Raw genomic sequence first — 23,203 nt, 5'->3', positions numbered from 1 at the left:
CAGATGCCCGTTTTGACAAGGTAGCGGCGACTTGGCCTCGGGCTCATCCCAAGGCAAGCCGTGCGTTTAGACCTTTGCTCTGCACCTGTCAATCGGGCAGCAGATATTCAACCAGTTCGGTCTGTTGCAACGCCAGAAAATTATCATCCGAAATCATCGTGGCGCGCAGTTGCCCCTGATCGCCGCGCCAGATTGACAAACCTTCCAGGTTGTCATGCGTGCCTTTGCTGGTCTCGAATAGGATTTCTTCGGCTTCTGGTGTATCGCCAGAGACATCCCACCGCCGCAGACGCGACCGAAAGCCGGTGATAGATGCCGTCCGCTCAAGCACATAGAAACGCCCATCGGGGCCGAAATCAGCGGCAACAGGTTGGAACTTACCCCTCTGAGGCAACACGAAGGGCGTTGACCATGTGTGCCCGTCCCAGCGATAGACCGGGATCTCGCCATCCACTGTACGGCTCTTCTCCGTGAGGGTGTAGAGGCGCCCCTGATCATCGATGGCCAGACCTTCGAAGGACCCGTTGCGCTCCAGATCATCAAAGGTTTTGGGGCGCGGCAGAACACGGGCGTTTGTCCCCGGCGCCGAATAATAGGCGACGCGGTGAACACCTTCAAAAGAAATATAAAAACCACCATCCGGGGCCATTGCGATCCCTTCGGAATCACCAGCATAGCCCAGCATGATACGCCCGGTACTGGATAAGACCGGCCAATGGCCCAAAATGCGAATGTCGGATACTTGATCCCCGTCGCGGTCGACCCGCGCAGTTATCAAGGTCGCCCGGTCGCTTAGAACCGTAAGATGACGCCCCTTATCCGAAACATGAATCGCCGAGAAACCACCGAACCAATCGGCGTTGTTCCTCCAGTTAAAGCTGCTTAGTTGGGATGCAGTTTTGACCTCAACCGCCCCAACCGAGCCGGTACACAGACATGCAGCGATCAGTTTGACGATAAAACGGCGGCGCATTGCTTGGGCAAATCAGCCAGAACATATTCCCGGCGTTTCTTGGGGGCAGGCGCATTCGGGTTGGGCGGCGGCGGGTTGAGAATGTTGTTCACCCATTCCTGCGCCTGAGCGCAGCCATCACCCTTGGGAATTGGGTCCTGATTGACGCAGCCTTTTGACCCCTTGGGACAGTTCAGACGCACGTGGAAATGATAGTGATGCCCCCACCAGGGCCTGATCTTGCGCAGGTATGCACGGTTGCCTTTCTCGTCCTTGCACATCTGAACCTTGGCTCCGGGGAATACAAAAATCCGCGCCACGCGTTTGTCCTTCGCCGCTGCACGCAGCACAGCGTGGTGCTGCTTGGTCCAATTGTTGTTCACAAAGGCCCCGTTCGAGCGGCGCAGAGAAATCGACGAAAGGTTCTCGCGTGCTTTGCGGCTTAGGCGCATGTCGCCGCCCGGCAGCATCCAGATATCGATATCCAGACCCAGTTGATGGGACCGATGGCCCGATGTCATCGGCCCACCCCTTGGCTGGCTGATATCCCCCACATAAAGGCCGTTCCACCCCGGTTGCTTTGCGGCAAATCGGCTGAGGTCCTGCACATAGTCAATCGCAACAGGATGACCCCAATTGCGGTTGCGCGACAGGCGCATGGCCTGCCAAGTCGGTCCGGTTTCAGGCAACTGCACCGAGCCGGCCGCGCATCCACGCGAATAACTGCCGAAAGCAGCCGGTTTTTGTTGTGAACTAACCCGTTTTGACCCGAACAACTGCTTGGCCAAGGGCTCGGCCGTTGCTGTGCTCGCCAAAGCAAGCGCGGCCAAAACGATAAGAAAACGTCGTAAAATCATCTGCTCTGATCCCCTTCAGGTTTCACCCAGCGCATCAGTATGAGACCCAGAATAAACAACAGAATGATGGGTGACACCCCCAGTCTTGCACTGCCGGTCACAGCTGTTGCAATCCCGATCAGAAGAGGTGCGGCAAAGGCCGTGGCGCGGCCCGACAGACCATAGAGCCCAAAGCTTTCGACCGGGGTTTTTGGATCGGTATGGCGCACCATCATCGACCGGCTGGCCGATTGCAGGATACCGCCCATGCCGCCGATCAGCACACCGCAACCAAAGAAGACCAGATCTGGCAGGCCGGACCCTTCGGGCAGCGAAATGCCGTAGATCTGCGTTCGATCCATTGACACAACGGTCACACACACAAAGATCAGAACCCAAATCGCCACGAGGATTACCGGTTTAGGGCCGAATTTCTTATCCATCTTGCCGCCGATCCAAGCGAAGATCGCCGAGGCCAAAACGCTGACAATGCCAAACACACCGATCTTGATCAGGTCCCATTCCAGCACCAAGCGGGCATAGACGCCGCCAAAGCTGTAAAGCCCGTTCAGCGCATCGCGGTAGAACATGGACGAGCCCAGATAGCTGGCCAGGCTCAGGCGATGGCGCAGGTTTGATATGGATTTGGCAAGCAGGCTCAGCGCTTCGCCCATACTGCCCTTTTTATCCGTCGGCGCGTCATCACGCACCCACAGAAAATACGGCACCATGAACAGGAGGAACCATCCAGCCGTGAACGGCCCGACAAAGCGTGTGCCCTGCTGTTGCGCCGCATCCAGCCCAAACAGCGGGTCCATCCCGATCAGCGTCTTGCCGTTGGGCTGTTCCACAAACAGCGCCAGCATGATCGCCAGAGAGATCAGACCGCCGAAATAGCCAAAGGCAAATCCCGAACCGGAAATCTCGCCCACTTCACTGTCGTCCCCCAGATCGGGCAGCTGAGAGTTGACGAAGATCAGCGCATATTCCGCGCCGACAAATCCCAAACCAAAGGCCGACAGCATCAGCCACATGTTCGACCCGTCCGGCATCGTGTACCACAGCGCAGCCGAGCCCACTGCATACATGACCGAGAAGCCGAAAATCCACGGGATGCGCCGCCCCGACACATCGGCCATTGCCCCCAGCAAGGGGGCGCCAAAGGCGATGATCAATCCGGTGATGGTCAGGCAATTGGCCCAGACGGTTTGTGCTTGCGCAGCGGCGGCCTCGGCATCCAGCCCTGTACCAGAGTAGTATCCGGCAGCCAGCCCGGCAAAATAGGGACCAAAAACAAAGGTCACCAACAAGGTGTGATAGGGCTGACTGGCCCAATCAAAGAACCACCAACCCCAAATGCGCTTACGCCTGGAAATCTCTGCCATCTCTGCCCCTGATGTTCTTTGATGTCATAAGACGGGCGTTTGACCCATTTCGCAAGCTTTCAGTTGGCCCGGTCTTGCTCTTTGCGGCAGGTGCGCTTAGGTCTCAGCCAGTCAAGAACGGAGTGCTTATGCTGTCGCTGATACAAATCCTGCTGCTGGTCCTGGACATTGTCTGGTTCATCATTCTTGCTCATGTGATCATGAGTTGGTTGATCAACTTCCAGGTTCTGAATCTGCACCAGCAGCTGGTGGCGCAAATCTGGTACGGGCTGAACCGCATCTTGGAGCCAATTTATGGCCCAATTCGCCGTTTCCTACCAAATATGGGCGGGCTTGATCTAACCCCTCTGGTTGTGCTGATCGGTGTCTATGCTCTGCGGATCATCCTGATCAACAATGCGGTCTATTTTTACTGACCTCTTGTTCACCGAATCTTAGTATGTGATTGTCCTGTCTTAAGAGCAGATAAACCTTAAAACAGGGCCACCCCGCAGATGTTCGACTCCGCACCCTTGCTGCGAGATGTCTTTGGATTTGACGCCTTCCGCCCCGGGCAGGAGGAGATCGTCGATGCCGTGACCGCAGGTGAAAACGTGCTGGCGATCATGCCTACGGGGGGCGGTAAATCCCTGTGCTTCCAACTGCCTGCCCTGCTGCGCGACGGGGTGACGGTGGTGATATCCCCACTCATCGCCCTGATGCGCGATCAGGTCCGTGGGTTGCAGGAAGCAGGGGTTGAGGCAGGCGCCCTGACCTCGGGCAACACCCCCGAAGAAACCGATGCGGTGTGGGAGGCGTTGGAGGCCGGACGGCTGAAACTCCTCTACATGGCCCCCGAACGCCTGGCGGCCGGATCCGCATTGGGGATGCTGCGCCGGATCAATGTCAGCCTGATCGCCGTGGATGAGGCGCATTGCGTCAGCCAATGGGGGCACGATTTCCGCCCTGACTATTTGCGGATCGGAGAGCTGCGGCGAGCGCTGAACGTGCCGCTGGCTGCCTTCACCGCCACCGCAGATGCCGAAACCCAAGATGAGATCGTCGAGAAGCTGTTCGACGGGACCGCCCCGCGCAAGTTCCTGCGTGGCTTCGACCGGCCCAACATCCATCTGGCCTTCGGTGCCAAGGACGGCCCCCGCAAACAGATCCTCGATTTCGCCGGGGCGCGAAAGGGTCAGTCCGGCATCGTCTATTGCGGCACCCGCAACAAGACCGAGGTGCTGGCGCAAGCGCTGCGCGCCGAGGGCCATGTGGCCTGTCACTACCATGGCGGCATGGATCCCGAAGACCGCCGCATTGTCGAAACCCGTTTCGCGCGCGAGGACGGTTTGATCGTGGTGGCCACCGTGGCCTTTGGGATGGGAATCGACAAACCCGATATCCGCTGGGTGGCCCATGCGGACCTGCCCAAATCCATCGAAGCCTACTATCAAGAAATCGGGCGCGCTGGTCGCGATGGCGGCCCGGCTGAAACCCTCACTCTGTTCGGCCCTGATGATATCCGCCTGCGCCGGTCGCAGATCGATGAAGGGCTCGCCCCGCCTGAAAGGCGCATGGCCGACCACGCCCGCCTGAACGCGCTGCTGGGTCTGGCCGAGGCGCTGAAATGCCGCCGTCAGACCCTGTTGGGCTATTTCGGCGAACAGGCCGAACCCTGCGGCAAATGCGATCTGTGCGATACTCCGCCCGAGGTTTTCGATGGCACCACCCCGGTCCGCATGGCCCTATCTGCGATCTTGCGCACCGAGGAATGGTTCGGTGCAGGCCATCTGATCGACATTCTTTTGGGCAATGAGACAGATAAAACTCGCGCCCGCCGTCATGACGCGCTGTCCACCTGGGGGATCGGCAAGGAGTGGTCCCGCCCGCAATGGCAAGCGATCTTCCGACAGATGATGGGGCATGATCTGGTGCGCCCCGACCCCGAGCGCCACGGCGCGCTGCGTATGACCGAGGCAGCGAAACCGATCCTGAAGGGTGAGGCGCAGATTGAGCTGCGCAAAGACACGATCCGCAAGGCCACGCGCCGCCCTGCGGTCAAAGCGATGGTATGCGAGGAAGACGCGCCGCTGCTGAGCGCGCTCAAAGCCAAGCGCCGGGCCTTGGCGGAATCCGCCCGTGTTCCGGCCTATGTCATCTTCCCGGATCGGACCCTGATCGAAATGGCCGAAAAGCGCCCGATGACGCTGGATGATATGGCCCGGATTGGCGGAGTCGGTGCGAAGAAGCTGGAACGCTATGGCGATACTTTTCTTGAGGTAATCGCAGGCGAGGCCGCTGCAGTTCACCCCGCGCGCCGTAAACTGGCGGGCCGCGATCAGGGTGAGATTTATGACCGTTTGCTGGAGGTACAGTCCCTATTGTCACGTGGTCCGGATGGAATCGACAAACCACTGACTTGCTCTGCCTCGCAACTGGCGAAGGTGGCGCAGCTACGCCCGGATGATCCGCGCGGGATCGAACAGGTGTTGGGCGATCGCCGTCACGAAAGGTTTGGCGCGGCCTTTCTGGACGTGCTGCGGGATGCGGGTTAGGTCGCTTTGCGTTGCAATGGTGTCGAAAGACGCGGCCTCTCCCTGCGGTCCACCGCGCCTTTCGACAAAAGCTCTTTTGGTAAAACGCAAAACGACCTAGATACCGCAGGACAGGCAAAGAAAGAGGGCGGATATGCTGGTAGTGATTTCCCCGGCCAAGCGGCTGGACTGGGCAGAGCGGGATGTTGAGGTGACGGCACCCGATTTTCAGGATGACGCAATCCGCCTATCGAAAACAGCGCGCAACCTGACCCTTAGCGAACTGAAAAAGCTGATGGACCTCAGCGATGATCTGGCGCGTCTGAACCGAGACCGCTATCGCGCTTTTGCCGATGCGCCCGAACTTGAGGCCACCCGCCCCGCAGCGTTGGCCTTTGCCGGGGATACATATCAAGGGCTTGAAGCGGCCTCACTGGATACAGATGAGATGGCCTGGGCACAGGATCACCTGCGCATTCTGTCAGGCCTCTATGGCGTGTTGCGCCCCTTGGATGCAATTCAACCTTATCGATTGGAGATGGGCAGCAAACTGAAGACGCGCCGTGGCAAAAACCTTTATGAATATTGGCGCGACCAGCTTAGCAAAGCGTTGAATGCGCAGGCCGAAGAGGTTGGTCGCGATATTCTGGTGAATTGCGCCAGTCAGGAGTATTTTGGCGCAGTGGACCTGAAAGCCCTGAAACTACGCGTCATCACGCCGGTCTTTATGGAAGACAAGGCGGGCAGCCCGAAAATCGTGAGCTTCTTTGCAAAGAAAGCCCGCGGTGCGATGGCGCGATACATTGTTCAACACCGCCTGACCGATCCGCAGGCGTTGCTGGAGTTTGACAGCGGTGGATATGCCTATCGTGCGGATTTGTCGGAGGCGGACAAACCGGTTTTTGTACGGCCTTATCAGGCCTGATACGTCGGGCAAGCGGTTGGAGCGAGGGGCCAGCCCCTCGCGCTCCCCGAGGTATTTTTGAACAGAAGAAGGCGGGGCAATTTCAGTCCGTTTCAGGTGTGATCGGAGCAATGCCATCGGGGAGATGATCCAGGATCATCTGATGGATCAACTTTTTATGCAGCGGTTTGGTCAGGTAGTGATCAAGCCCCGCTGACAGAATACCTTGATCATCCCCTGCCATGGCATGGGCAGTCAGCGCGACGATAGGCACATGCCGCCCGGTTTCAATCTCTTGCCTGCGGATCTCAGCGGTGGCCTGTTTGCCATCCATTTTCGGCATCGAAATATCCATGAAGATCAAGTCGGGGGTAAAATCGTGATAGGCCTCAACCGCCTCGATCCCGTTTCCGGCAAAGCGCAATTCGATATTCAGATCTTTTACCATCTTCTTCAGGATCAGTTGGTTGGTGCGATTGTCCTCGGCTGCCAGAACACGCATCAACCTGCCCCCTTCGACGCGGAGTTCGGTGTCTGGCTCGGCTGAGGGGTCGGGGCTGAGCGCCGCGCTGCCCAGTGCGATCAGGCGGCTATACAGTTCGGAGCGAGGGATGGGTTTTTGCAAAACGCCTTCGATCAGCTGCCGGGCGGGACTGGCGTGGATGACACCCGGATTGCCTGACATGATCACCAGAGGCAGATCGGCCCAACCGCGATCTTTCAGCGTTGTTGCCAGTTCCAGCCCGTCCATATCTGGTAGATCGTGATCGCAAAGGATCAGATCGATCGATCGATCCAGTTTTGACAGCGCTTCGCTACCTGATGCGCAGACGGTGACCTTAGCGCCCATCCGGCTGAGTTGTTTTTCAAGGATCGCCCGGTTCACGGCCAGATCTTCGACCACCATGACGTTCTTCAGACGTCCGTCCAGATCAGGCGGCACGGGTTGCGGACCTTCCGCCGTAGGCAGAGAGATACGGAACCCAAAGCACGAGCCCTGCCCCAGTTCACTTTCCACCCAGACCGCACCGCCCATCATCGTGATCAGACGTTTGGTGATGGCCAGGCCCAGACCTGTACCCTCAAACTGGCGGTTGCGTTCGTCTTCGACCTGATTGAACTCTCCAAAGATGTGCCCGATCTTGTCGGCCTCGATCCCGATCCCGGTATCTTCGATCGCAATATGGATATCGCAGTGCTGCTGATCGGGATAGGGCACGCCGGTAACGCGGATCAGCACATGCCCTTCGATGGTAAATTTGACCGCATTGCCCACCAGGTTGGTCAGAACCTGCCGCACCCGCCCCGGATCACCAACAAAAAGCGTTGGCAGGAACAGGTCGTAATCCACCAGCAGGGTCAGGCCTTTGTCGCGCACGCTGGGCTGCAACAGCATCGCAACCTCAAGAATACAGCGTTCCAGGTCGAACTTTTCGGGATGCAGGATCAGCTTGTCGGCTTCGATCTTCGAATAGTCCAGCACATCATTGATAATGACCAGCAAAGCCTCTCCCGAGTTGCGGATCGTGTTGACGTAAAGGCGCTGTTCTTCGTCCATCGGCGTCTCGGACAGCAGCTCGGTCATGCCAACGATACCGTTCATCGGCGTGCGAATCTCATGGCTCATATTCGCAAGGAAAGCCGATTTGGCACGGTTCGCGGTTTCGGCCCTGTCGCGGGCGGCCTGTAGCTCGGTCTCATGCCGGACCGAGGCGGTGATGTTCAGCGCCAGGCTGACCACATCGCCCCCGCTGCCACGCTGGTCGATCAGACGAATAAACTGACCGTTCCACAGCTGGACAACCTCGGGCGGAGGGTTGGAACGGGTCCAGCGTCTCTGCATACGTGCGCACCATTCAGGCGCGCTTTCCTGCCCGATATCCACGATCCCTTCGCTGGTCAGCAATTCGAGAATTCGCAGATAAGAAACACCCGGCGCGACCTCATCCAATCCTTCGAACACGCTGAGATACGCGGTGTTTGCGCTGATCAACCGGCTGTCGCCGTCAAAAAAGGCAAACCCGTCCTGAATGGTCTGGATCGAATGCCAAAGGCGTCGTTCTGCCACTTCGATTTTTGCATTGGCAACGGTGAGGTCTGATTTGACCTTCTCATTTTCATCCCGGACCGTCTCAACCTCGGCCTGGGTTTCGCCAATGCGTTTGGTCAGGGCCATGGCATGGCGGCCCAACTTGCGGTTGGCCGAGGACAATTCCGCCTGTTTCAGCTCCAGCATCCGTTCGGCCGCAAGACGCGCGCGTCGCTCTTGTGCCAGTTTCTGTGCAAGACTCATTGCTTTCGATCCCGTTCGTTCCACGCTCAGCATCCCGTCAACCGGTGAAAAAGTGTTTAAGCCGTTGCGTGACAGGCAGGCTGCGTGCGAGGCTGTGCTGGAATAGGAGGTCGTCATGCACCGCTTTGTATTTATTTCAATTGCTTACATCATTTCTTGCCTGATCCTGCCGATAGCGTCCCTGGCCCAGACTGCGATCCCCGAATTTCGCTATGTCACCACGCGGGATGCGGATTTCTATGGCTCGGATCTGGATGCACTATTCGATACAGACCTGGCGTCCTGCATTCGGGCCTGCTCGGCCAATCAACGTTGTACGGCCTTTACCTATAACACCCGGTCGAGCGCCTGTTTCCCCAAAAGCGGTGTGAACCGGCAAGAAGTGTATCAGGGCGCTTTGTCAGCGCAAAAGGTTTCAACCTCGGATCAGACCCTAATATTGGGGAAAACGCGGGCTGAGGTGCTGGACTTCCTTAGTCAGAAAGACCTTAACCGAGCGGCAAAACAGGCCCGGGACCTGGGGTTTACTCACAACGCGGGGGGCCGCGATCTGCAGACTTTGCTGGAGGCCGCGCGAACCGCCGAAAGTAATCGCTTGGCGATGCTGTGGACGGGGGCCGCTGTATCGCTTAGCGACGCGCCGGATCTGTGGGTCGAATATGCCCGGTTGCTGCAGGTCGCCAAACCGCCCGCAAATGGCAGTCGATTTGAACAGCGCCAACGCGCGGTCGATGCCGCAATCAACGGGTATCTTCGGGCCGATGCACCGGGCACCCAGATTGCCGCCTTGATGACACTCGCTGACGCGCTGGAAGCCGTGGATCGCGGGCGCGACATGGTCTCGGCCTTGCGGCTGGCTGAACAGGTGCAACCGCGCGAGGATGTGCTGGCCGCCCTGGACGACGCCATCGGCAAATATGGCTTCCGTGTCATCGACAGCACCGTTGAAAGCAACGCCGCCTCACCCCGCATCTGCGTTGAGTTCTCGGAGCCGCTGGTCAAGGCCGGGGTCGATTATGACCCCTATGTGCAGCGCAACGATGAGGGGCTGGTGGTTCAGCTGGACAGCAAATCCCTATGCGTCGATGGGGTGGCGCATGGTCAGCGCTATCGCCTTGCACTGCGCGAGGGGCTTCCGGCTGCGTCCGGAGAGGTTCTGAACCGCACCGTTGAACTGACGCACTACGTACGCGACCGCGCGCCATCGGTTCGGTTTCCGGGACGCAGCTACGTTCTGCCAAAGGCCGCAGATGCCGCGTTGCCGGTTGAAACAGTCAACACACCGACACTGGACCTGACCCTGCGGCGCGTCAGTGACCGCAACCTGATCCGTGCCGTTCAGCAGGATTTCTTTGGTCGCCCACTCAACGAATGGCAGGAACGGGCGTTCTCGGATGAAATTGCCGAGGATATCTGGAGCGGAACGGCCGACGTTGCGAATGAGCTGAACCAAACCATGACCACCCGCCTGCCTATGGCCGAGGCGATTTCCGATCAACCCGCCGGTATCTATGCGCTAACGGCACGTGTGCCGGGCTCCGACCCTTATGACGATCCCGGCGCGACCCAATGGTTTGTTCTGACCGATCTGGGGATCAGTACCGCGCTGGGCACCGATGGGCTGCATGTCACCGTGCGTGGGTTGGCAGACGCCATGCCGCAAGAGGGGATCGACGTCTCGTTGATCTCAAACGCCAATGCGGTGATTTCCAAAGGTCAGACCGATGACAGCGGCTATATCCGCTTTGATGCGGGCCTGACACGCGGCAGGGGCGGCAGCGCACCTGCGCTGGTTATGGCATCCAATGGCGATACGGATTTCAGCTTCTTGTCTCTGACCGACCCGGCCTTTGACCTATCGGATCGCGGGGTCGAAGGGCGCGCGCCCGCCGGACCGGTTGATGTGTTTCTGACCACCGACCGAGGGGCCTATCGCGCGGGTGAGGTGATCCATCTCACAGCCCTGTCGCGTGACAGCACCGCCCAGGCGATTGATGGTCTGCCGCTGACCGTGATCCTGTCACGCCCAGATGGGGTTGAATATCGTCGTGCTGTTTCCGATGGCGGGGTCGCTGGCGGACATGTCTTTGCTCTGCCTGTCGCCGCAGATGTGCCGCGCGGGGCGTGGAAGATCGAGGTCAAATCCGACCCCAAAGGCGATGCACTGGCCAGCCAAACCGTGCTGGTCGAGGATTTTCTGCCCGAACGCATCGACTTTGACCTGTCGCTACCGGATGCGCCTTTGCGCCCCGGTGACACGCCGCCCCTGCAGATTGACGCGCGGTACTTGTTCGGCGCACCGGGGTCAGATCTGAGCATTGATGGTCAGGTCATCACACGCCGCGCCGACTCTGTCCCCGGCTTTGAAGCCTATCGCTTTGGCCGCTACGATTCCGAAATATCGACCCGCAGCACCTACTTCGGCGACGCCCGCACGGATGCCGCCGGGCAAGCCACGATTGCTGTGGAGATCCCTGTGTTAGAGACTGACGGCGCACCGATCGAAGCTGTAGTTATCGCCCGCCTTGCCGATGGATCGGGCCGTCCGGTGGAACGCCGCCTGACCGCACCTGTGCAGCCAGCGCAGGCCATGATCGGGGTGCGCCCGCTCTTTGAGGATGTTCTTCAACAAGGCACCGAGGCCGCTTTCCAAATCATCGGTCTGTCACCCGACCTGACACCGGAACCCATGCGCCTGCGCTGGACACTGAACAAGGTCGAGACCCGCTATCAATGGTATCAGCTTTATGGCAACTGGAATTGGGAACCAACCACGCGCCGCACCCGCATCGCGACGGGCGAGATTGAAACGACAACAGACCCGATAAACCTGACGCAACCCGTCGATTGGGGTCAGTATGAGTTGGTCGTTCAGCGCCTCGACGGCGCCTACGCGGAAACAGCGGTCGAGTTCTCTGCGGGCTGGTATCAGGCAGCCGACGCCTCGGTCTCGCCCGACCGGCTGGACATGTCGCTGGATCTCGTGAGCTATCAGCCGGGTGATACCGCGCAGCTGCGCATCGTCCCGCGCATGGCCGGAGTGGCGCAGATTGAAGTTCTCTCAAACCGAGTGATCCATCGCCAGATGGTCAAGGTGCCTGAAGGCGAAACCGTGATCCCGCTTGAGGTAACTGAGGACTGGGGCGCGGGAGCTTATGTCACCGCAACAGTGATCCGCCCGATGGATGTCGCCGCCGGCCAGAACCCTGCGCGCGCCATGGGCGTGGCCCATGCGACCGTCGAACCAGTGGGTCGTACACTGGATGTGGCGGTTGACGTACCCGAGGTGACCTCACCCCGACAATCACAAAAAGCCCTTGTTAGGGTCGAAAATGCGCACAGGGATGATCCTGTCTGGCTGACTTTGGCTGCCGTGGACGTTGGTATCTTGAACCTCACTGGGTTCGAAAGCCCGGACCCGCAGGGCTACTATTTTGGCCGGCGACGTCTGGGCGTTGATCTGCGAGATGTTTATGGTCGATTGATCGATGGTATGAACGGCGCAATGGGAACTGTGCGTTCCGGCGGGGACAGTTCGGGCCTGCGGCGGCAATCCCCGCCGCCGACGCAGGACCTGATGGCTGTTTTCAGCGGGCCGGTTCAGGTCGACGAAAATGGAGAGGTCGAAATCGACATCCCCCTGCCCGCCTTCAACGGCACCGTGCGAATAATGGCGGTGGCCTGGTCCAATGCCGCCGTAGGTCAGGCCGAGGCCGAGATGATCGTCCGCGACCCGGTTGTTGTCACCGCCAGCCTGCCGCGTTTTCTGGCCCCCGGCGACCAGAGCCGGATGTTGTTGGAGATCGTGCATGCCGATGGACCCTCGGGAGAGATGGGTTTGGGGCTGACATCTTCTGCCGGGCTGGAACTGGGCGATGCTCCCACCAGCTTTGTGCTGGACGACGGCGGCAAGGCGACATTCGAAATCCCCATCCGCGCTCTTGCGGTCGGAGACCCGGAGATCAGCGTAGCCATCTCAACTCCGGATGGCCGTGATCTGTCTCAAACCCTACGGATGCCAATCCGTGCGAATGACCCTGTTGTGGCTCAGACACGGCAGTTTTCGATGGGCGAAGGTGATAGCTTCCTGTTCACGCAGGATGTCTTTGACGGCTTCCAACCGGGATCGGCCAAGGCGATCCTGTCCGCAGGCGCTTTGGCGAAGTTCGACACGCCCGGCCTGTTGGATCAGTTGAATCGCTACCCCTATGGCTGCACCGAGCAGATCACCAGCAAGGCACTGCCGCTGCTCTATCTGTCATCGGTCGCGCAGGCGACCGGGCTGGGCGATGGCCCGCTGGTGGACCAGCGCATCAATGACTCGATCCGCAGCATCCTGACGCGGCAATCGTCGAACGGTGCCTTCGGCCTCTGGCGAGCAAACAGCGGCGATTTCTGGCTGGATGCCTATGTCACTGACTTCCTGTCGCGCGCCCGAGCACAAGGTCACGCAGTACCCGACCGGGCCTTTGCACAGGCCATGGATAACCTGCGCAACCGCATCAACTATGCCCCCGATTTCGACAAGGGTGGTCAGGACATTGCCTACGCTCTGATGGTGCTCGCGCGTGAAAGAGCCGCCTCGATGGGAGACCTGCGGTATTATGCCGACGCCAAGGGGGACGCGTTCGACACTCCGCTGGCCGCAGCGCAATTGGGGGCGGCTCTGGCGTCATACGGAGATCAGGCCCGCGCCGATGCAATGTTCACCCGCGCGGCCCAAATGCTGGACCAACGACCTGAACAAGGGCAATCCCGCTGGCGCGCCGATTATGGCACCACTCTGCGGGATGCCGCCGGTCTGCTGACGCTTGCGGTGAATACGGGCAGTCAGGCGGTGGACCGCGACGCCCTGATCCAGCGTGTCAGCGCTGGTCGGCAGTATCTGTCCACTCAAGAGGCCTCTTGGTCTTTGCTGGCCGCCCATGCGCTGGTCACTGATCCGACCGGGTCTGGGTTGAGGGTGAATGGCGCTCCGGTATCGGGCCCCTTTATTCAGGTTCTGGAAAGCGGGTTGGCGGATGAGTTGAACATCACCGCCACCGACGCGAACCCAACAGACATCACCCTGACCGTCACGGGCATCCCGACCACCCCGCCGCAAGCGGGCGGCACCGGCTATGCAATCAACCGGTCCTATTATTCGATGGATGGCGATCCGCTTGACCCGTCCTCGTTCGCCACTGGCGACCGGTTCGTCACCGTTCTGACCGTCACACCCTTTGAAAACGGCGGGGCGCGGCTGATGGTAGATGATCCGCTGGCCGCCGGGATCGAGATCGACAATCCAAGCCTGCTGCGTTCGGGCGATGTGCGGGCGCTGGACTGGATGGACCTGTCAGAGGCCAGACATACCGAATTCCGCTCGGATCGGTTCCTGGCGGCGGTTGACTTGTCCGGCGACGAGACTGTGACGCTGGCCTATGTGGCCCGCGCAGTCACGCCCGGCACCTTCCACCACCCGGCAGCATCGGTCGAGGACATGTATCGCCCGCAAAACCGTGCACGTACCGAAACGGGGCAAGTAGAGGTTCGGTGATCCGCCGTCCGGCATATCAAAAAGCAGGGTACCGGGATGCCTAGACGCGCCACATTGCTAATGGCGCTGGCCAGTGCGCTCTACCTGACCGCTTTTGCACGGGACCGCGCCGAGGAGTGGGTCGACGCGACCATCCTGCCTCCGGTTCTGGCCGAAACCTCGGTTGAGATGCGGGACCGCAATGGTGCTTTGCTGCGGGCTTTTCCGGTCGAGGATGGCATCTGGCGGATGCAGCCCGGCCCGGTTGACCCTCGCTTTGTCGATATGCTGATCCGGTATGAGGATAAGCGGTTCTGGTCTCACAATGGTATCGATCCTGCTGCGATGATCCGCGCTGCGGGTCAAGCACTCTGGAATGGCCGCGCAGTCTCGGGCGGATCGACCCTGACCATGCAGGTTGCGCGGCTGATCGAGGATGGCCCCACTGGACGATGGAGCGGCAAACTCCGCCAGGTTAGGGTCGCATTGGCGCTGGAGCAACGGCTGAGCAAGCAGCAGATTCTGGACCTCTATCTGATCCACGCGCCCTACGGCGGCAATCTGGAAGGCACTCGCGCAGGCGCGCGGGCGTGGTTCGGGAAAGACCCGACGCGATTGACGGCTGCGCAAGCAGCGTTGCTGGTGGCCCTGCCGCAAGCGCCCGAATCCCGCCGGCCGGATCGGGCAAATACGAATGCGGAAAAAGCCCGCAATCGCGTTTTGCGTCGGATGCAGCGGCATGGAGTGTTGTCGTCAGACGACATGCAGGCGGCGCTGATTGAAGCGGTTCCCACGCAGATGCGCCCCTTCCCACGCCATGCGCCGCATCTGACCGATCACGCGTTACGCGCGCGCCCCGAGGCCCAGACCCACGATCTGACCCTGGATGCGCGCCTTCAATCCCGGCTAGAGGTATTGGTGGCCCAAGCAGCCTCCGAAGCGGGTCCGCGTATTTCGGGCGCTCTGATCGTGGCCGATCATCACAGCGGTGACGTACTCGCCTCGGTCGGATCAGCAGGCTATCAGGACGCGCGGCAGGGATTTGTCGATATGACCCGCGCGGTGCGTTCGCCCGGGTCGACGCTCAAGCCCTTGATCTATGGCATGGCCTTCGATCAGGGACTGGCCCATCCTGAAACCCTGATCAGCGACAGCCCGGTGATGTTTGGCCGCTACGCCCCGCGCAATTTCAACGGTATGTTTCGTGGCGATGTCCGGGTGCGCGACGCGCTGCAACTGTCATTGAACATCCCCGTCGTGCGATTAACGAATGAACTCGGCCCAGCCCGTGTCATGGCCGCCCTGCGCGATGCCGGAACGCAGCCGAAACTAAGTGGCGGCGCACCCGGTTTGGCGATCTCGCTGGGCGGCGTCGGGCTCAGCCTGCGGGATCTGGTGCAACTTTATGCGACGCTCGCAGCAGGGGGTCAGGGGCCAGTTCTATATCACGATGCTTTGGCTGGCCGGACACAGACCACGCGCACCCTTTCAGATGTCGCCGCGTGGCAGGTGGCCGACATCCTGTCTGGGCTAGCACCCCCTTCGGGTGCTGCTGGGCAGGGGTTGGCTTATAAAACCGGCACGTCTTATGGGCATCGTGACGCTTGGGCGATTGGCTTTGACGGGCAGCATGTCATCGGGGTTTGGTTGGGCCGTGCTGATGGCACCCCAGTGCCCGGCGCCTTTGGAGGAGAGCTGGCCGCCCCCCTGTTGTTTGAAGCCTTCGGGCATCTGAAACCCGCCCCCACACCCTTGCGCCCGCCGCCCCCATCCACTTTGATCCTTGGCGCGGCTGAATTGCCCCAGCCTTTGCAACGGTTCCAACCGCGCAGCGCCGCGTTTGAGAAAGACCCAAGCGCGCCCGACCTGGTATTTCCACCAAACAACGCCGTGTTAGAGACGAACGGAGCCCCCCTGACCGTCAAACTGCGCGGCGGGGTTGGGCCGTTTTCCCTGTTGGCTGATGGGGTTCCGGTGCTGACAGATCAACGGCAACGAGAGTTTGATATCCCAAATCCCGGTCGTGGTTTTTCACACTTGGTGGTGGTAGATGCACGCGGCGCGTCTGATCAGGTCTCGATCCAGGTCGATTAAGGTGTGAACCCTTAACGGCGACCTTCGCGCAGCCAGCCGCCCAACAGGAACCCACCCGCAAGCAGCAGCACCAACCAGGGGGGCAGCAGCCCGGCCTGGGTAACATCACGCGTTTCATACGCCTCGCGCGGCGTCAGACCAATCCAGCCGCGCCCGGCCGCCGGTCGCCCGGCCCGGACGTTGCGGACCGCAGGCACACCATCCTCCAAGCGGATGACGCCGCCACGCATCTGATCAATCACCGGTTCCAGAACGTCGCCCGTTGCGATGGTCTGCTCAAACTCCTTTGGTGCGGCGGGGCCCAGCCCGATCACAGCCATCAGGTCGCCCTCCTGCAAGCGATAAAGACCAATCTCAGGCCCGAAATACTGCGCTTCAAACCGACCGGGCGTGACCTCATCAAGTGTCATCTCAAGCGTTTCGCCATTAGGGCTGGTGATCGTCACCGGGCCAACCTCTTCTTCGAGGGTCTGACGGATGATGCGCATCGACTGGCCATTGGCCTCGGCCCACAGCGCCTCTTCCTCCAGCTCCGGCTCTTTCATCATCCAATGGGCAAGACGGCGCAGCAGTTCCAGCTGCGGCCCGCCGCCCTCGAACCCCCGACTCCAGAGCCAGGCGTGATCCGAAGCCAGCATGGCAACGCGCCCTTCACCCACCCGGTTCAGAACCAACAGCGGGCGGTCCTCGACCCCCGTCATCAAAACCTGACCCTCGCGATGTTTCACGTCGATCTGACGAAGCCATGCGCCCCAATCCTCGGAATCACCCAGATTGGTGGTGACTGGATGCCGGTGGCCCAGATCGCTGACCATAGGCACATAGCGTTCTTCGATCACGCGCGCGGTTGGCTGCGCCGGTAAGATCGACGCGAGCGGTGAGCGAAAAATACTGTCCGCAGTGGCAAAATCAGGACCCGCTGCAATCAGCACTGCGCCGCCATCGTTGATATAGTCGGTCACGTTGTCCAGATAGATCGCGGGCAAGATGCCGCGTCGTTTGTAACGATCAAAGATGATCAGGTCGAAGTCGTTGATCTTTTCCAGAAACAGCTCTCGGGTCGGGAAGGCGATCAGTGACAGTTCATCGACCGGCACGCCATCCTGCTTTTCCGGTGGGCGCAGGATTGTAAAGTGAACGAGATCAACGGAACTATCTGATTTCAAAAGGTTGCGCCACGTGCGACCGCCCGGATGCGGCTCGCCTGAGACCAGAAGAACGCGCAACCGATCACGGACACCATTCATCTGGATCAGCGCAGTGTTATTGCGATCCGTCAGCTCACCCTCGGCCTCTGGGACCGTGAACTGGATGACATTGCGCCCGCCATGAGGCAGCGTGATGGGCAATTCCACGTCCATGCCAATCGGGATGGTGAACTGCTGCGGCTCACCGCCGTCAACGGAAATCTCAAGGGGTGCATTTGCGGCACCAACAGGTGCGGCGCCACTGTCTTCGACCCGCAAAGTCAATGTTACAGGTTCGCCGATAATAGCAAAGGCAGGCGCGTTGCGGACGATCAGCCTGCGGTCCCAATCGCTTTCGCGCCCGGTTTCCAGCAGATGCATCGGTGCAGGCAGGTCGGGGGCCTGATCGACGTCGTGGACGATCCCGTCCGAGACCACAAGGATACCGGCAATCCGCGCACGTGGTTCTTCGGCCAGCGCAGCGTTTACGGCGGCCATCACCTGCGTGCCTTCATCCCCATCCCCGTCGCCAACGCGAATGCGGCGCAGTTCGGTATTGTCGCGCGAGTCGATCTCGGCGGCCAGCGCCTCAGCGGCCTCGGCGGTCTGATCCGCGCGATCCGAAAGGGACTGGCTGGCGCTTTCATCCTCGATCATCAGAACGATATCGGTCAGCGGCGCGCGATCTTCGACCTGATACACCGGACCGGCCAGAGCAGCGATCACGACCAAAGCAGCCAAGCCGCGCAGCGCCCAACCGGACAGACCTCGCCAGAGGGCCAGAACGATCCCGCAAACCGCAATTGCGGCAACGACGGCCAGCATGGGCCATGGAATTAGCGGATCAAAGATGACAGTTCCGGTCATTGTCCCAACCTGTCCAGCAGAGCAGGCACGTGGACCTGATCGGATTTATAGTTCCCGGTCAGGACATGCATCACCAGATTGACACCAAAGCGGTTGGCCAGCTCGCGCTGCCGCTCGCCCGCATAACCGCGTCCCACCGGCAGCAACGCCTGCCCGTTGCGGTCCACTGCCCAAGCCCCGGCCCAGTCGTTGCCGCCAATCACCACTGGCGTCACGTTGTCATTGAGGTTGCGGAAGGGCATCCCCTCGATCTGCTCGGCATCCAGCGGCGCAGCTTCAACCCAGACCTCGGTGCCCGCATAGCGGCCCGGAAAATCCTGTAACAGATAAAAGGTCCGGGTCAGGACATGATCACGCGGAATAGGCTCTAACGCGGGGATATTCAGCGGGGCGGCCAGCTGTTGCAGCTTGCGCCCATTTGGGCTGGAAGCGCCGAACCCGGCAATATCCGCATCGCGCGTATCGAACAGGATCATGCCGCCTGACCGCAGATAAGCGTTCAGCTTGGCATAGGCCTGCGCTGATGGTTGCGACTGATCGGGTGTGATCGGCCAATAAAGCAATGGGAAAAAGGCCAATTCATCGCGTTCCAGATCCACACCAAACGGCTCTGCCGGTTCTACAGATGTGCGGAAGAACAGCGTCTGCCCCAAGCCACGTAGGCCTGCCTGCGCGATATCGTCCACCCGCGCATCGCCGGTCAGAACATGTGCCAGAACCAACTCTTGTGTGGCGGCGAGAGCGAAATCCGTATCATCCGGCGTTTGCGCCTGCGCCTCAGGCACCAAAAGCAGGCCCCCCAGCGCAACAGCCGTTGCTTTGGCCAGACCCAACCGGCCTGACAACGCAAGCGACGCGATCACATCCACGGTCAAAAGGATCAGCGCGAGGCTGAGCAGCAAACCACCCAATGGCGTCTCGGTCGTTACTTCCTGTCCTTTGATTGGAACACCAGCGGGCCAGACAACCGGGCGCAGGGTTGCCTCTTCGGCCAACACGTTGCGTGCCAGCTTTTGCTTACCGCTTTCGTAAAGACCGGGGCGGATATCGGGACCAATATGGCCAGAGACCAGTTCGACGCCATCCACACCCGCCAGAGTGCCCGCGTCGGACAACGTACCAAAGCCGTCCATGATCTGCACAGGTTCCCACGTGGTGCCTTGCAACTGATCCACTTGGCGCGATTTCGCAGCCGAGGCCACGGCCAGACGATCCAGCATTTCCACAAACAGGCCCGAGAGTGGCAGGCTGGACCATTCCGCATCCGCAGTCACATGAAACAGGACCACCTGACCCAATCCCAATGCCTTGCGGGTGACCAGAGGCGTGCCATCCGACAACGACGCAATCACCCGATCCGCCAGATTGGGATCCGGTTGAGCCATGACTTGGGTTGAGACGACAACATCACCGGGTATCTGCAGCCCGTAAAAGGGCGACGCTTCAGCGAACGGGGCCAGTGTCTTGGCCTCGCCCCAACTCATCGCTCCACCGACAGTACGCCCACCGCTGCGCAGGCGCACGGGCAGCAACGTGTCTTCTTCGTCCCGGCCCAGATCGCTGGCGGCCATGCGGGGCCCGGCAAAGCGCAGCAACAGGCCGCCCTGTTCGACCCATTCGATCAGACCCGCCTGTTCCGTGTCAGACATTTGCGCCACGTCCGACAGAACGATCACATCCGGGTTTGCAGGCAGAACCTCAAGCAACCCACCTTCGACGAAATCCGCTGTGGGGATCAGAACCTGAGTCAGATAGTGCAGCGGCGACAGCAGCTCCAACCCTTCGCGGTTCACCGTCCCCGCGATCAGCGCAACCTCGCGCCGGCGCAGGCTGTCATCGGTCAGCGTTACGGCCCCGGCTGATTTTTGGCCCTGAATCTCGAACCGAGTGATCCGGGCGCGCAGTTCCGATGGCAGGGCAAGTTCGATATGCGCCTCGGTCGCGCCTGCCTCAAAAGCCAGTTCAGCAGATTGCAGAACGCGCGCGGTACCCGCAGGATCACGGCCCTGCGCCAGAATGGTCACGGTTTCCTCAGGGCCAGGTTCGGCCCGCAACACCGTCACCTGAATGACGCCATCCTGATAGGCTGCCGGAAGGATGGCCAATGCATCCGAAGGGGATTGATAAACCGTCACTTCGCCGCGAGATTGCAGCGCTGACACTAAACCTTCATGGCCGTCATAGCTCAACCGATCACTGAACCAATGCGTATCAAACCCGCCTTCTACCTGATCCAGCGCTGCTATGATCTGTTCGATCTGCGCCTCCGCAGGCTGCCACGGATTTGGAACCAGACCGGGCAGACGATTGCGCCACGCCTCTGCCGCCTGAAACACCGGCGGTTCCGGTTCGGTCAATCGCAGGATCGAGACAGGGCGGCTTGAGCGGCCCGCCTCGGTCAATTGCGCATCGATCTGGTCCAGCGTCGAGGACCACCGTGTAGCACCACCCCAGCTGGCATCCAGCACCAGCAGCAAAGGCCCGGTGCCCGTTTCATCGCGCGAGGGGTTCAAAACCGGACCCGCCAAGCCAATGATGATCGCTGCCGCTGCCAGCATACGCAGCAAGAGCAGCCACCACGGTGTGCGGTCCGAAACGCTCTCGTCATCTTTCAACCCCAGCAGCAATGTCACCGCCGGGAACAAGCGCCGGATCGGCGCGGGGGGCACGGCACGCAGAATCAACCACAGGATCGGCAAGGTCAGCAGACCCAACAGCACCCATGGGGCGGTAAAGCCTATGCCCGCCAGAACCGTCATCGCGTGCCCCCGTCCAACGCGCGATAGAGCCAAAGCAGCGCCGCCTGCGCGCTATCGCCGGTGCGATGCAGACCCAGCTGCCATCCGGTTACGCGACACAGTTGTGTCAGCGCGTCCTTGCGCTGCGCCAATCGGTCCAGATAGCGATCGCGCAGGTCTCCGGCTTTGAGGGTTTCATGGCGGGTGGTCCCGCCAACGCTTTCGAAAATGGTACGACCGCGATAGGGGAACGATTCCTCGCTTGGGTCCAACACCTGTAAGATCACACCGCGCACGCCGCGGTCAGCGGCTTTGGTCAGTGCCAGTTCAACCTCATCCATTGGGCCTAGGAAATCGGATATGAACACAGCACGCGCATGCGGGATCATGGCGCGGTGTTCAGGTGGGGCATAGTCCGACTGATCATCCTCGGACCAGGCCTGCGCCAATCGGATGATCTGCGCATTGCCGCGCCGGGGCGGCAAGGTTGTGCCCGTCAGGCCAACACGTTCACCGCCGCGCACAAGTAGAATGGCCGTAGCCAGACCCAACAACCGCGCCCTGTCCGATTTCGTAGGCAGGCCTTTGTCCGAAGCAAAGCGCATAGACGCGCCCTGATCGACCCACAGCATCACCGATTGCGCAATTTGCCATTCGCGTTCGCGCACAAATTGCTGGTCCCCTCGCGCTGATCGACGATGGTCGATCATCCGGCGACTATCTCCGATCTGAGCAGGGCGATATTGCCAGAAATCATCGCCCATACCGGATCGCCGCCGACCATGGTCGCCCAACAAAACGGTTCCGGCCAGGTGTTCGGCGCGCGCCAACAGGGGCGGCAGCCGCGATGCCTCGGCCTCGGATCGTTCTCGAAGGGTCAGCGCAGCATTCACGCCGCAGCCTCGGTTCGGATCAGTCCAGCGGCGGTGGATTCGATGAGGTCTGACAAGCTGTCGCCCCGCGCCCGTGCCGCGAAGTTCAGCGCCATCCGATGACTCAGCACCGGGCGAGCCATATCCAGCACATCTTCGGCATTCGGCGCCAAACGCCCTTGAAGCATGGCACGCGCCCGAACCGTCATCATCAACGCCTGTGCCGCACGGGGACCGGGCCCCCAGGCGACGGTTTCCTTGACCCGCTCGGACACGCCCGCTTCATCCGGGCGGAAGGCGCGAACGAGATCGAGGATCAGTTCGACAACCGAATCCCCTACCGGCATCCGGCGCAACAGGACTTGCGCGGCGAGCAATTCCTCTTTGGTGAAAATCTGATGCGCGTCATCTTCTTCGACGCCTGTGGTGGCCAGCAGAATGTCCCGCTCAGTCTGACGATCCGGGTATTCAACATCGATCTGAACAAGGAACCGGTCCAGCTGCGCCTCGGGCAAGGGATAGGTGCCTTCCTGCTCAATTGGGTTCTGGGTGGCCAGCACGTGGAAGGGTACACCCAGCGAGCGATCCTCGCCCGCCACGGTCACCGTGCGTTCCTGCATCGCCTGCAGCAGCGCCGATTGGGTCCTTGGGCTGGCGCGGTTGATCTCATCCGCCATCAGCAATTGACAAAAGATCGGGCCTGAGATGAACCGGAAATGACGGCTGCCGTCATCCGCCGTGTCCAGAACTTCGGACCCCAGAATATCGGCAGGCATCAGGTCGGGCGTGAACTGAATTCGGTTTCCATGCAGGCCCATCACGGTCGACAGCGTCTCGACCAGTCGCGTCTTCCCAAGACCCGGCAGACCAATCAACAAAGCGTGCCCGCCACACAAAAGCGCTGTCAGGGTCAGGTCCACAACCCTCTCCTGCCCGATGAAGCGGCGGGTGATCGAGGCCTTGGCCTCCTGCAACTTGGTTTCCAGCGCTTCGATCTCGGATACGAGGTCGGCAGGTTCGGTCATGACTTTCCCTTCCGTGGAC

At 60.5% G+C, this 23,203-nt stretch carries 13 protein-coding genes; 5 read left to right on the top strand and 8 right to left on the bottom strand.

All coding sequences use genetic code 11. The features are described 5' to 3' along the window. Nucleotides 1–88: 88 nt before the first annotated feature. Genes AC2FGE_RS08970 through AC2FGE_RS08960 form a run of 3 tightly spaced genes read right to left on the bottom strand, consistent with a single transcriptional unit; the run spans nucleotide 89 to nucleotide 3,173 of the window. Nucleotides 89–973, bottom strand: coding sequence for an esterase-like activity of phytase family protein (locus AC2FGE_RS08970; RefSeq protein ID WP_496818874.1), 885 nt, complete (start codon nucleotides 971–973; stop codon nucleotides 89–91). Next, the gene (gene mepA / locus AC2FGE_RS08965) at nucleotides 946–1,809 is read right to left on the bottom strand and encodes a penicillin-insensitive murein endopeptidase (protein ID WP_496818873.1); all 864 of its coding nucleotides are present in this window, start codon (nucleotides 1,807–1,809) and stop codon (nucleotides 946–948) included. The genes AC2FGE_RS08970 and mepA overlap by 28 nt, the downstream gene beginning before the upstream one ends. Continuing rightward, nucleotides 1,806–3,173, bottom strand: a complete 1,368-nt coding sequence (locus AC2FGE_RS08960) for an MFS transporter (RefSeq protein WP_496818872.1) — start codon at nucleotides 3,171–3,173, stop codon at nucleotides 1,806–1,808. The genes mepA and AC2FGE_RS08960 overlap by 4 nt, the downstream gene beginning before the upstream one ends. A gap of 128 nt (nucleotides 3,174–3,301) precedes the next feature. Here AC2FGE_RS08960 and AC2FGE_RS08955 point away from each other — a divergent pair, with 128 nt between their 5' ends. The 3 genes from AC2FGE_RS08955 to yaaA all read left to right on the top strand — a co-directional run bounded on the left by AC2FGE_RS08955 (nucleotide 3,302) and on the right by yaaA (nucleotide 6,611). Further along, a complete protein-coding gene (locus AC2FGE_RS08955) occupies nucleotides 3,302–3,589 on the top strand; it encodes a YggT family protein (RefSeq protein ID WP_496818871.1) in 288 nt (95 codons plus the stop codon). 78 nt (nucleotides 3,590–3,667) lie between these two features. Continuing rightward, a complete protein-coding gene (recQ, locus tag AC2FGE_RS08950; protein WP_496818870.1) occupies nucleotides 3,668–5,707 on the top strand; it encodes a DNA helicase RecQ in 2,040 nt (679 codons plus the stop codon). 133 nt (nucleotides 5,708–5,840) lie between these two features. Continuing rightward, nucleotides 5,841–6,611 (top strand): peroxide stress protein YaaA, encoded by a 771-nt coding sequence (yaaA, locus tag AC2FGE_RS08945; protein ID WP_496818869.1) that lies wholly within the window; start codon nucleotides 5,841–5,843, stop codon nucleotides 6,609–6,611. An 82-nt stretch (nucleotides 6,612–6,693) separates the two neighbouring features. On the opposite strand, the gene AC2FGE_RS08940 is transcribed toward yaaA, so the two are convergent. After that, nucleotides 6,694–8,883: a response regulator gene (locus tag AC2FGE_RS08940; protein WP_496819251.1), complete on the bottom strand. Its 2,190-nt coding sequence runs from the start codon at nucleotides 8,881–8,883 to the stop codon at nucleotides 6,694–6,696. A 115-nt stretch (nucleotides 8,884–8,998) separates the two neighbouring features. On the opposite strand from AC2FGE_RS08940, the gene AC2FGE_RS08935 reads away from it, so the two are divergent. Then, nucleotides 8,999–14,422, top strand: coding sequence for an alpha-2-macroglobulin family protein (locus tag AC2FGE_RS08935; RefSeq protein ID WP_496818868.1), 5,424 nt, complete (start codon nucleotides 8,999–9,001; stop codon nucleotides 14,420–14,422). A 36-nt stretch (nucleotides 14,423–14,458) separates the two neighbouring features. Continuing rightward, nucleotides 14,459–16,495: a penicillin-binding protein 1C gene (gene pbpC / locus AC2FGE_RS08930; protein WP_496818867.1), complete on the top strand. Its 2,037-nt coding sequence runs from the start codon at nucleotides 14,459–14,461 to the stop codon at nucleotides 16,493–16,495. 11 nt (nucleotides 16,496–16,506) lie between these two features. Here the strand turns inward: pbpC and AC2FGE_RS08925 are convergent, their stop codons facing one another. From AC2FGE_RS08925 to AC2FGE_RS08910, 4 genes are read right to left on the bottom strand one after another with little or no spacing between them, the layout of a single operon-like run. Further along, nucleotides 16,507–18,549: a hypothetical protein gene (locus AC2FGE_RS08925; RefSeq protein ID WP_496818866.1), complete on the bottom strand. Its 2,043-nt coding sequence runs from the start codon at nucleotides 18,547–18,549 to the stop codon at nucleotides 16,507–16,509. Then, nucleotides 18,546–21,308 carry a DUF4159 domain-containing protein gene (locus tag AC2FGE_RS08920; RefSeq protein WP_496818865.1) on the bottom strand — a complete coding sequence of 921 codons (2,763 nt, stop codon included), beginning with the start codon at nucleotides 21,306–21,308 and terminating at the stop codon, nucleotides 18,546–18,548. Before AC2FGE_RS08920 ends, AC2FGE_RS08925 begins: the two co-directional genes overlap by 4 nt. Then, the gene (locus AC2FGE_RS08915) at nucleotides 21,305–22,180 is read right to left on the bottom strand and encodes a DUF58 domain-containing protein (protein WP_496818864.1); all 876 of its coding nucleotides are present in this window, start codon (nucleotides 22,178–22,180) and stop codon (nucleotides 21,305–21,307) included. The genes AC2FGE_RS08920 and AC2FGE_RS08915 overlap by 4 nt, the downstream gene beginning before the upstream one ends. After that, nucleotides 22,177–23,184 (bottom strand): AAA family ATPase, encoded by a 1,008-nt coding sequence (locus tag AC2FGE_RS08910; protein WP_496818863.1) that lies wholly within the window; start codon nucleotides 23,182–23,184, stop codon nucleotides 22,177–22,179. Before AC2FGE_RS08910 ends, AC2FGE_RS08915 begins: the two co-directional genes overlap by 4 nt. Between the last annotated feature and the right edge of the window lie 19 nt (nucleotides 23,185–23,203).

The sequence above is a fragment of the Ruegeria sp. YTSA075 genome (assembly GCF_059610245.1).
The sequence above is the reverse complement of the archived record's forward strand: the minus strand, read 5'-3'. Positions and strand labels throughout refer to the sequence as shown.